Origin of the sequence: Flavobacterium sp. 140616W15 (assembly GCF_003668995.1) — a bacterium.
Taxonomy (GTDB): domain Bacteria; phylum Bacteroidota; class Bacteroidia; order Flavobacteriales; family Flavobacteriaceae; genus Flavobacterium.
In genome coordinates, this window is the sequence record NZ_CP033068.1 from 2,406,863 (window position 1) to 2,419,018 (window position 12,156).

Annotated in this window: 5 protein-coding genes and 2 pseudogenes; all 7 read right to left on the bottom strand. The window is 33.6% G+C overall.

All coding sequences use genetic code 11. The features are described from left to right. Positions 1-77 precede the first annotated feature (77 nt). The 7 genes and pseudogenes from EAG11_RS22300 to EAG11_RS10255 all read right to left on the bottom strand — a co-directional run bounded on the left by EAG11_RS22300 (position 78) and on the right by EAG11_RS10255 (position 12,154). Positions 78-242: a hypothetical protein gene (locus tag EAG11_RS22300; RefSeq protein ID WP_242499337.1), complete on the bottom strand. Its 165-nt coding sequence runs from the start codon at positions 240-242 to the stop codon at positions 78-80. A gap of 11 nt (positions 243-253) precedes the next feature. Next, on the bottom strand, positions 254-850 hold the full coding sequence (locus tag EAG11_RS10235) for a redoxin family protein (protein ID WP_242499338.1): 597 nt from the start codon (positions 848-850) through the stop codon (positions 254-256). Between the two features lie 264 nt (positions 851-1,114). Further along, the gene (locus EAG11_RS22685) at positions 1,115-2,125 is read right to left on the bottom strand and encodes a T9SS sorting signal type C domain-containing protein (RefSeq protein WP_371414640.1); all 1,011 of its coding nucleotides are present in this window, start codon (positions 2,123-2,125) and stop codon (positions 1,115-1,117) included. Then, on the bottom strand, positions 2,107-5,931 hold the full coding sequence (locus EAG11_RS10240; protein WP_305775266.1) for a glycosyl hydrolase family 18 protein: 3,825 nt from the start codon (positions 5,929-5,931) through the stop codon (positions 2,107-2,109). The genes EAG11_RS22685 and EAG11_RS10240 overlap by 19 nt, the downstream gene beginning before the upstream one ends. A gap of 382 nt (positions 5,932-6,313) precedes the next feature. Next, positions 6,314-8,379: pseudogene (locus tag EAG11_RS10245) on the bottom strand (beta-N-acetylhexosaminidase). A 159-nt stretch (positions 8,380-8,538) separates the two neighbouring features. Continuing rightward, a complete protein-coding gene (gene nagB / locus EAG11_RS10250; protein WP_129539092.1) occupies positions 8,539-10,476 on the bottom strand; it encodes a glucosamine-6-phosphate deaminase in 1,938 nt (645 codons plus the stop codon). Positions 10,477-10,586: 110 nt separating this feature from the next. Then, positions 10,587-12,154: pseudogene (locus EAG11_RS10255) on the bottom strand (RagB/SusD family nutrient uptake outer membrane protein). Between the last annotated feature and the right edge of the window lie 2 nt (positions 12,155-12,156).

The following is a 12,156-nucleotide window of genomic DNA, read 5'->3' on the forward strand; positions in this document are numbered from 1 at the left end:
TTAATTTCACAACAACCACATTTAAAACCTTTGAACCTTTGCAACTTATAACCTCATAACCTTTTTTTTAGGTCTAATTACAATTTACTTTCTTTTTCCAAAGCCACTTCCAAGCTTTCATAATTATTTACCACTTTGGCGATAAGCCCATCTTTATTAATTATAAAGTGCGTAGGAAAAGCATTTAACTGCAACGTTTCATTCATGTATATCTTCATATTAGGGATCACTGAATATGACAATGGTTTTCTTTTCAAAATATTTTTAATTGCTCGGGAGTATCTTCCGCCAAACTCACAAAAAGGATATCTTCTCTATTTTTATATTTTTCAACCAAATAATTCACATCTGGAAATTCTTTGATACATGCTGCACAATGAATATACCAACATTTTATAACTACAATTTTTCCTTTCATCGTTTCGTTAGAAACCAAAATTCCTTTTAAATCCTTAAAAGAGAATTTAGGGAAAGGAGTATTTTCCATTTTAAAATTCTTATACGCATCAAAAGCCTCCTGATTAATAGTAGCTTTTATGCTTGTATCTGAATTGGGTTCGATTTTAAATAATTTATAATAATAAATACTATCATCCGATTGTAATCGAATGGGAATATTACTGCCATTTGCTAACTGATCTAAAAAAAAATCTTTAGGTATTTCTTTCGAAAGAGAATCAAGTGCTACAAAATCTCTAGAAAGCATAATGTTCTTAGTTTGATATGCCCACCAGCTGCTGTAGTCTTTTTGAATTTGTATTGGGTCAACTTCTGGATTTCCATATTTTGTTTGACCTGAACAATACGTAAAAATTAAAAATGTTAGTATAATGGTAATTGATTTTTTCATGAAGTTTTAATACAATAATTGGGATTCAAAAATAGGTAAAAAAACAGGTAAATTTCCCAATCACTATAAAGCAAAAAAAAACCTGGCACTTAGTGCCAGGTTCATAATGATCTCCTTTAGGTAAAAACCAAATAACAAATTACCTAAATTCAATGCATTTGTCCAAAATATGAAAAATCTAATTAAAAAATAAATAACCAAACTCAATTTTAACTGCCCCAATTTTTCATTTTTTTGAAATCTTAAAATCTTAATTTATAATCATTAATTCAAAAAGTTCATTACTTTAAATGTCTTTTTCGTTCCTTGTTTATCAGTCACAATTACTATAAACAATTGTTTTGTTGAGAAACTTCTATTCTCAAGTAATAAACTATTAGTATCTTGAATATTCTTGTAACTTAATATCGATTGTCCGAGCATATTGTATATCTCAACTTGATCAATACTACTTGCTTCATTAGATATTGCTAATGCATTATCTTTAAAGTATGCAAGTGTTTTATTACTTGTTAGTTCTATCTTATCTTCTGCTTTTAATTTAGCACTTTGTGTTGCAAAATAAGCCGCATATGCTTTAGATAATTCAGAGGAATTACCACAAGAAGATGCATCCCAGTTTACAGACCAAGTCATCAAACCTCTTAAAGAAGGATATGGTCCGCCTGGTTGCATAGTGTAGGTTCTTCCTGAAAAAGTAGTTCCAGTTCTTAGATAATTCATAGCATTAATTCCTTCAGTCGGCGTTAAATAACCACTACCTGCTGCACTTGGACAAGCTGGTAATGCAATAAGAACTTTTGAGGCTGGTAAACCATCAAAACGCATTCCTGTTGTACCAATGTTATAGCCTTTTATTATCATATCAGTTAGGCCTGTTACCATGTTTGCTTTCTTAGCTGAACCATAATATTGACCATCTAATCCGTTTTCTCCTCCTGTATTATACAATTGTACAGCTAACAAATCTAATTCATTACGTAAATTTTGAATGATCGGCAGAAAAGAACCAAAAGTATCATTATAGGTAGAATATCCTCCTTGTACATATTGTGTTTCTGGAGCCGCAGTTAATAAAAATCCAGGGCCATAATAAGCTTTTAATTCTTTGAAAGCATCTACTACGTTTTTTAATCTAGGATAAGCAGAAATACCCGCATAAGAAATATCTCTTAAACCTCCTGCACTAAAATTCATCGATCCACCTTCAAAATCAATATCAACTCCATCAAATTGATACTCATCAATAATTGCTTTTAGACCATTAACAAATATATTTTTTGAGTTACATTGTCTAAAACAACATGACCGTTTTGACCTCCAATAGAGACAATAACAGGAACCCCGCTATCTCTTAAGGATTTTATATCATTTTTCAACAATTGCTTATCGAAAACACCATTGGTCAAATATCTAGCGTCATTTGTAGTTAACACTGGTGTATAACCATCACGATTAACTGTTTCTACGAAAGAATAATCGACTACGTTAAACTTACTTCCCACCATTTGAGAAAAATATAAAAATGGAGCAGCAGTATTCTCCCAAGAATGTGCATATCCTAAAAGAACTTTAGACGGAAGCGGAATGAATATTCGTGTCGAATTAGTAATCGTAATCGATTGATTTAATAATTTTTCACCTCCTGCATTATCTATCGCTTTTACTATTAATGGATATGTTATATAAGCATTTGGAGTAAAGGTATAGTTGTATGCATTCCCTGTGCCTTTTGTCATAGGAAAATAGGTTCCGTTTATGCTTACCGAAACGCTTGAAATTGTACCATCGGCATCTGTAACATTAACACTTATTGGCACTGCTTGGAAACCTGAAGGCTGATTAATTGTTGTCGTTGCTGGTGAAACCCAAGTAATTACTGGCAATGAATTAGGACAAGTTGTTCCTGAACATTGTAAATAGAATGTTTTTGTATTTTCTGCAGTTGTACCACTTGAAGCCGTTACTGTAGCTTTCAACGTATAGTTTTTGTTAAAATCTGCTGCAACTGGTGTCCAATTTGCCACATATTCTGATCCTGAAAGTGCTGCAGTAATATTTTGTCCGTTGATATTGAATACAACAGAAGAAATAGTTAAGCTAGCGTCTACACTTGCAGTTGCTTTCAACTGAATCGCTGTTCCCGGAGCAATCGCTACAGTTGCAACTGAAGGAGCCGTAATAGTAACCTGAGGTGGTGTAACTGTATTTGTATTAAAGTTATAAACCTGAGGCGTTGTTGGCATAGCAAAGTTGGTCAGATTATTTGGAAAATACGCAGTATTATTATTTTCCCAAGCGTTTAATTTTAAACTTAATACTTGTGTATAACCTGCTGTAACTGTATTATCGTAGCTAAAAACTCCTTGTGCATCTGTTGTAGCAATAACACTTTTCCAGTTGTGCGTGCTATCTGTCCAAGGCACAACTAATTCTACTTTAGCCCCTGATACAGGAGTTACTCCATTCTTAACTGTTCCACTAATTATAGTACCTGGTGCAACAAGCTCTTGAGTAACGTTTAAAACTTTGCTTTGAGTTGAACTATTATCAACTGGAGTTTTAGTTTCTGATACCGCAACTACTTCGCTTGGTACGCTTTCGCCTGCAACTTTTAATGGTGCTACTGTTCCTGTATTAAAGTCATAGACTTGTGAAGTAGCTGGAATAGCAAGATTCGTTAAATTAGAAGGAGAATAATTAAGACCATTATTCTGCCATGAATTCATTTTTAAACTAGCAATAATTGTATATCCTGAGAATATTGCATTATCAAAACTATATTTTCCTTGTGCATCTGTAGTAGCCAGGAAAGTAGCATAAGGATGAGCATTATCTGTCCAATTAAAGATTAACTCTACTTTAGCACCTGCTACTGGATTTCCTCCATTCTTAACTGTTCCACTAATTTTACTAGCTGGAGCTGCATTTTGTGTAAAGTTTAAAACTTTACTCGCTGTAAGATTGTTGTAAACTGTAGATGCTGGTGAAAATGTTACTCCTGCTTTTGCAATTGTTACAGTATAATTTACTCCAGAGGCTAAATTAGCAATGCTATATGTTCCTGTAGTACTAGAAACTGCTGTAACAGTTCCTAAACTAGAAGTTACCGTAACCGTAGCACCCACAACTGGATTTGTACCATCCATCACGCTTCCGCTAATGGAATAATATACCGTTTGAGTAAAATTTAAAACTTTATTATCACTTAAAACTGGATATACTGTAGTTGCTGGCGAAAATGTCTGACCTGTTTTTGACGCCGTAACTGTATAATCAAGTCCTGCTGTTATATTACCAATACTATACGCACCACTCACATTAGAAACTGCTGAAAAAACGACACTTCCTGCGGTTGCTGTAACTGTTGCTCCTGCAACTGCTGTAGTTCCATCCAGAATAGTCCCATTAATTGTATAAAGTGGTTGTGTACCGTTTATAACAACATTAGCTTGATTTGCTATAAGATTTGTTAATGTAACTGGTGTAAAAGTATATGAACTTTTTAAAGCTGTTATTGTATAATTTGCTCCAGAAACCACATTATTAAATGTATAATTTCCATCTGGCGATGTAACTGTTTGTACAATAGCATTAGTTGCATCTTTTAACTGAACTGTTACATTGGGAACTAGATTTGCTCCATTTTTAACAGAACCGCTTACTATTAATGTTCCTATTACCGCGGCACGGAATGTATCATCTACCTGAGTCAATAATGAATTAGGAATCGCACCTCTTGTATCTTGAGATAACTCCCAAATCATTCCTCCACCAAGGTTTTTAGTTTTAATATATTGTGCTTTTAAATCAATTGATTGTTTATCTTCATAACTAATAAACTGTCGTAAAGAAGCATTATATAAGTAAGGAACTTTAGTTGTATTATCCCAGTATCTTACCCACCCTGCTGCAGTTGCAGTTGGTGTCACCATCATCGTATTCGGATCTAAATAAGGATGCGAATTTGTAACTGGATTCCCTACTAAATCACAAATTTCTATACTTCCAGATTTTTCGCATGCACCAGCACCATCCCAAGTTCCCGTTGGATTTTGTGGATTCGCACATCCAGAAACAGCATACCTAGGAGCAGCAACAAATAATCCATTAGTTGAATTAGTAGCTACATTATCGAATTTTTTTCCATAGAAAGGTATTCCCATTATTAATTTATTAGCAGGAATTCCAATAACATTCAAATATTGACTTGTTAACTCATCAAGCGATTCTGATTGAGTTGCGCTGTATAAAGGATCATTTGGATTTCCACTTGCATATAAAGGTGCATTGTAGCTCGTTTTATCATACCAGTTTCCACCAAGGTCGTATCCAAAATAAGTAATATAATCGCAGTAAGTCGAAAGATCCTCTGTCATTCCATATTGTGCTCTATTGTTTGGGCCTAAATATTGTGACGATACTTTTCGAACATTGTTTCCTGCCGCAATAGTGATTAGCTTATTTGGCATTGCCTGACGCATTGCTTTTAATAAATACACTAAATTTTTATTATCATCTGGGCTGTATTTTTGCGGAGGAACTGGAGATCCATTAACAATCTCAGTACCATCTGTTCCTCCAGAAAGAGGGTATTCCCAATCAATATCAAATCCATCTATAAAAGGATAAGTCACTAGAAAATTAGCCATATCTGCTGCCAAAGCTGCTCTAGCAACAGGGCTTGCAGAAATTGGAGAAAGATCCTGACCTTTTGTCCAACCTCCTACAGAGATCAAAATTTTTAAATGAGGGTACTTTTCTTTAAGTTTCTTCATATCATAAAAGTTCCCTTTTACAGGAGCATCCCATGGAATCCCACCTTCGGTGTGTTCAAAATCGGCATAGGTGTCTAAGCATTTTAATTTAGTATTCTCTGGCCGTGCTGGATCAAAAGTTGTTCCGTAGAAAGAATAATTTAAATGAGTTATTTTGCTTCCGTCAATCTTAGGGACATTAAAATCCCTAGCATAGATTGCCCATTGCGCATAGTATCCGACAACTTTTTTATTATGTGCTGGTTGAGCAAATAATACGATCGGAAACAGAAATAAAAACAGTAATCTGTAATAATGTTTCATAATTAATAAATAGGTTGGTTAATAAAAAATTAAAAAACCAAGTGCTTCATACGATTGTATTGATAATACAAAAACCAATAATCATTTTAAACAAATGGTAAATCACAAATCCAGATTACATCAAATGCAACTGAACTCTTTTAAATTAAAACAGATAAACTTGGGGCTTAGCAATCTTAATATAAATCTTTATTATATCTATAAACTTAAATGTCAATTTAATATAGATTCTGATTCGAAAAAAAATCCTAATCTAACCGCCTTACCATAATCTATCTCTCCTAGAAAACTATAGGAGAGATAATTACTAATTAATTATGGCAACTAAACTTCAACTAATTCAATTATTAATCACTCAAACTTTACTTTATATTTCTTTATATTATAATAATTTTTTTAAACTTTCGTAAACTGCCAATTCTACATCTCCATAATCTTTAGAGTTACATTTCTCTAATAATTCATTTAAAACTGTTGGTGCAACTGTTGCTTTATTATCCAAAACATTTACTAATTGTTGAGATAAATCACTAAGATTATTTGCTAAAGGCAAAATAGGTTGAATCAAAGGTGCATTTTCACTTAAACTTGCTAGACTAGATTTTAATCCAATCCATTTATTTAAAAATGCAGTAACTTTGGCTTTATTAGCAACCGATTTGTCTGCTAAATATTCTTTTACAACTACATCAAAAGCTATTGCATCTGAAGCATCTGGCGTGCAAGCATCTGCAAAAAGTGTAAATGGAGAATACGTTTGATACTCAACTCCACCTTTATTTCTCTTATATCCTTTTAATGGCTCACATACGTTAGAGAAATCACTTAATGCTGTAATATTTTGATTATTTGCTATGTTTCTTAAGATTACATCCTTGTTTCTAATATGGGTGATTCCTAGTTCTTCTAATCTAAATGAAACAACTGCTAATCTTTTGCGCAAGCTATTTAAATCTCTAACATCTTCTGCAGACCATAATCTTTCGGCAATAGCGGCTGTTCTTGGCCAAAGTCTTGAATCTATAGTTAAAGGAGTAACAAGTTCAGTCCACATTGTAGCTTCGCCACCTAATACTCTTGCTTTTTCTTCAGGGGTAAAATTGGCACTTTTAGGCAATGGATCATTTAAGTAATGAGCTTCTACACCTTGAACCAAATCAATATAATACCCATTAGACAAAACAGTTTTGTAACCATTTTTCACAGATTCAGTTAATGATTTTCCAACTGGCACTCCTTCGTTCGGACCTCTCCAAGCATGAATAATAGCATCTTTAGACATATCTTTTGTCATGATCTCTTCCCATCCCATCAACTGTTTACCATGTTTTTTAAGCATTGGTACTAATTTCATTGTAAAATAAGTTTGTAAGTCATGATTCGTTACTAACTTATTTTTCTTTTTAAACTCTTGAATTTTAGGGTTTGAATCCCAATCTTTACCTTCGTTTTCATCTCCTCCAATATGAAAGTATGCGCCTGGAAATAATGGACAAGTCTCATCAAATATTTCACTTAACAATTGGTATGTTTTAGGATTTGTTGGATCTAATGTAGGGCTAAAAACTCCTGCATTGCGTTCTATACTATATGTAGAAACTACCGCCGCTTTTGCACTGCCCTCTGAATTTCCATTAGAAATATTAATTACTTTACTTCCTATTTCTGGGTAAGCTGTTAAAATAGCAGATGCATGACCCGGAACATCTATTTCTGGCACTACTAGAATTCCACGTTCGTCTGCATATTTCACAATATCTTTAATTTCTTCTTGCGTATAAAAAAATCCATCCGACGCTAATTCAGTAAGCTTAGGATGCTTTTTTAATTGAATTCTCCATCCTTGATCATCTACCAAGTGCCAGTGAAAACATTCATTTTCACAGCTGCTAAGGCATCTAAATTTCTTTTAACAACATCTACAGGCTGAAAATGTCTTGCTACATCCATCATTAAGCCTCTCCATGTAAATCTTGGAAAATCTGAAATTTGTGAAACTGGAAAATAGTAAGAAGTACTATTATTTTGTAACATTTGTAACAATGTTTCAAGACCATGTAATGCTCCTAAATCACTTGTTGCATTAATTGTAATTTGATTTTGTTTTATATCAAGATGATAACTCTCGTCTTCATATAAACCAATCTTACCACTCTTAGTGCAATTTATTTGTAATTGTGCTGTAGGTGCCGAATTTAACTTAGTCAAAAAATCTTGTTCAAAAAACAATCCAGTTCTTCCATCTAATCGTCTTAAAAAACGAGTTGCTGCACTAAAAATTCTTGGGTTTGGATTTCCTGTGATATTTACTCTAAACCCTTTAGTAACGGCAAATGTACCTTGGTTTAAATTTATTGTTTGTGGCCATGGCATAAGGTTTAATTGCTCTTTCTTTATTTGAGCATTTGCAACTATCCCAGAAAATAATAAAATCAATATATATTTCATACTTTTTGTTGTAAAAGAGCCTTTTGCAATCAATAAATATTGACCTAAAAACTCGGGTAAAAACAAAACTCAGAAGAAAACCAATTTGAACCTCTTTATCGCTGAGATTATCATCTGAATTTTGTAACTTAAATTATTCTAAATACTCTTTAAAGCTTATTAATAATCAAAACGTTTAAAAGCTTCGATTGCTTCGTATTCTGCAAGACCTAAATCATCGTATAAAATCGCTGTGTTTTTGTTACGATCTTCAGCTCTAACCCAAAATTCTCTTGAGTCATTACCTTGAAACATCACTCTGTCTTTTTGAGATTGGTGATATAAAATAGCATGACGTTTTAATAATACTTCAGATGGACTTAACGGTACAGCCATGTCTATTTCATGAATATCCCATTCGTGCCAAGCACCTCGGTATAACCATAGCCAGCAATCATCCATATAAGGTTGTGGTTTTAGTTCCTTCATTGCAGCAAAAATGGCATTCAAACATACCTCATGCGTTCCATGCGGATCTGCTAAATCTCCTGCTGCAAATACCTGATGTGGTTTTATTTGGTCGATAATGTCTTTTACAATAGCAATATCTTCAAGACCTAACGGATTTTTCTTAATTTGTCCTGTCTCATAAAACGGTAGATCCAGGAAATGAGTATTTTCATCTTTTAACCCAATATATCTCGTAGCGGCATACGATTCTCTTCGGCGGATAAGTCCTTTTAACTTTCTTACTTCCAAGGAATCAATTTGATTTTCTGACTTGTTATTTAGAAAATCAATCACCGATTTGAAATTTATTTTTGTGTCTGAATCAGCAAAAAAATCATTACTTACCTCAGCAAACTTTAACGCCTCATCATCAGTAACGGCAATATTTCCAGAGGTTTGATATACAACATGCACATCATGCCCTTGTTTTATTAATTTTGAGAATGTTCCTCCCATTGAGATAACATCATCATCTGGATGGGGACTAAAAAGGATAATTCTTTTCTTAGCTGGATTAGCTCTCTCTGGACGATGTGAATCATCAGTATTGGGCTTACCTCCTGGCCATCCTGTAATCGTATGTTGTAATACGTTGAACATATTAATGTTCAAATCGTAAGCAGAACCTTCTTGAGCCAATAAATCGGACATTCCGTTATTATTGTAATCTCTGTCGGTTAATTTTAAAATAGATTGTTTTGTTTTTTGACACAACCAAACAATCGCTTTACTTTTTAATTCCTGATTCCAAATACACTCACCAACTAACCATGGCGTTTTAAAACGAGTTAGTTCAGATGCAGCTGATTGGTCTAAAACAAAAGTTGCATTACCATGATTTTGCAAAAATGTTGCTGGAACTTCAGAGCTAATATCACCTTGAATGGTTCTCTTGATAATATCGGCTTTGTTTTGTCCCCAAGCCATAAGTACTATTCTTTTGGATCTGAGAATTGTAGATACTCCCATTGTAATGGCCCTTTTTGGCACATTATCAATCCCGTTAAAATCGGAAGAAGCATCTACTCTCGTGATATGATCCAAAGTAATAATACGTGTTCCTGAATTTATATGCGATCCCGGCTCGTTAAATCCTACGTGCCCTGTACGGCCAATTCCTAATAATTGAAAATCTAGTCCTCCAGCATTCTTAATGTTCATTTCATAATCAATACAATATTGATTCAATTCATCAATCGAAACAGTACCATCTGGAATATTTACATTCTCTGGTTTGATATCGATATGATTAAACAAATGTTGATGCATGAAATGGTGGTAGCTCTGATTATTTTCTTTAGTCATCGGATAATATTCATCCAAATTAAAAGTGATAACATTGCTAAAACTCAATCCTTCTTCATTGTGCATTCTAACTAATTCTTCATATACCTTTATAGGTGAAGAACCTGTGGCTAAACCTAGTACACAAGATTTGTTCTTTTCTTGCTTTGATCTAATTAATTGAGCAATTTCCTGCGCAACAATTATCGATGCTTCGGTAGAATTCTTGAAGATTTCGTTGTGGATTTTTTCAAATCGTGTCTCTTCAAATTTACCAGCACTTTTATAGCTAATGTCTGGTTTAATTTCTATAGCACTTCTCATTTTTTATTTATTATAATATTTATTATAAAGACATGCGCGTTTAAAAGAGGCATAAGTAATTTACATTACTTATGCCACTTACATTCTTTCTTAAAAATTTGTTTTTTTTATTAGAAATTAGGACCTGTAGTATCCCACCAAAGTCTAGTTGCTCCGTTATCTGGACCACCAAGTGCCGCAACTCCAGATGCAACACCTTTAGGATTGGTTGCAGCTTCTGCTTGAGAAAAAGGTAATCTTCGAACTCCTAACTCAGTGCTAATTAAACCACCACTTCTGTTATTTGTAATTCTGAATAATTTAGGATATCCAGTTCTTCTAAATTCAGACCAAGCTTCTTGCCCATCAGGATAAGTAGCAATCCATTTTTGAGTGATAATTTTTTCAAGATTAATTTCTTTAGAAGCTCCCCAAGCAACTGTAACTTTACTTACTGCAACTGCATTATTTGCAGGATTAAGTGGATCTACATAATCTTTAGCAACTTTAACATTGTCTGTAATGTAAGTTGCAGCACCTTCAGCTCCATTTTGCTCAAAGAAGCTTTTATACCAGACTCATATAAATCTTTTGCATTACCATTCATATTCCATCCTCTCAAGGCACCCTCGGCTCTTAAGAAATATACTTCAGCAGTTGACATCCAAGTAACTTCACCTGTTCTGGTTCTTGGACCAGTTTGTGAAAATTTAGCATATGTAGATGGAGTTGGATAAAGAATCCCCGTTCTAACTCCTTTATATTCTCCAGGAGAAACCTTAGATGTTTCCCAATATTTAGCTATACGTGGATCTCCGTATCCTCCTAAGATAGACTCCATATCTGCACCCATAAACAAACCTCCCCAAGCATGACTCATTTGTTCTATCACATTAAGATCTAATGGAGATTTAATTTTCATTACATCCTTATTCGTCGTAAAAACACCAGTGGCATGATTAATTGCTTTTTCTGCTTCTGCCTTACCTAAGATTGGATCTACCTTAGAAATACGCATCGCTAATCTTAAACGCAATGAATTAGCATATTTAACCCATTGAGAATAACTCCCTCCACATGAAGACAAATCTGTCTGAGTAAACTTTGAAACCTCATTAGCATTAGCTCTTGTTGTCAACTCTTTTACTGCAAAATCTAAATCCTTAAACATTTGTTTATAGATATCTTGCTGAGAATCATAAATTGCTGCACCATCACCTCCAAATTTAGAATAAACAGCAGGACCATACATGTCTGTTATTCTTTGCATAGTAGCAACTTTCACAATAAGTGACCAAGCATAAAACTGATCGTATTTTCCTTTTGCTCTTTGTTCTACTTTATAAAGATTTGCAATAATGCTTACATAAGCATCATCCCATGCATATGAATTCCATGAATCTCTCAAAGAATAACTATGATTATTATTGCCATCAAAATCATTTGGAGTAGTCATATATCCAGACCATCCATCTGCTTCTAAACTTTGTTGTAACTGATATTGCCATGTAATATCAGAAATATATAGCCTAGTAAATGCAGGTTTAATTAACCCTTTTATATTATTAAAGTTTTGTTCTAAATCCACTGTAGTTGCACCTACTGGATTTTGATTTAATTCCTCAAAATTATCTGTACAACTAACAGCTGCAAGTAAAGAGAAACATATTGCTGACTTTTTTATTAAATTTAATGTCATGA